Annotated in this window: 1 rRNA gene; it reads right to left on the reverse strand. The window is 45.5% G+C overall.

What is annotated here, in order from left to right:
- Nucleotides 1–56: ribosomal RNA gene (gene rrf / locus WFK85_RS23760) — 5S ribosomal RNA — on the reverse strand; the annotation flags it as partial.
- Nucleotides 57–209: the final 153 nt, after the last annotated feature.

The raw sequence follows: 209 nt of genomic DNA on the forward strand, positions 1-209 counted from the left end.
TTCACTTCTGAGTTCGGCATGGGGTCAGGTGGGACCACCGCGCTACGGCCGCCAGGCAAATTCTGTTATTGACCGTTATATTTCCATATAACCATCAATCTAATCCTGAACTAAGCTGAAAATCTTTTGTCTCTCAAAACACCTTCGGTGTTGTAAGGTTAAGCCTCACGGATCATTAGTACTGGTTAGCTCAACGTATCGCTACGCTT

It is taken from the genome of Cedecea sp. VD22 (assembly GCF_037150195.1).
Taxonomy (GTDB): Bacteria; Pseudomonadota; Gammaproteobacteria; order Enterobacterales; family Enterobacteriaceae; genus Cedecea.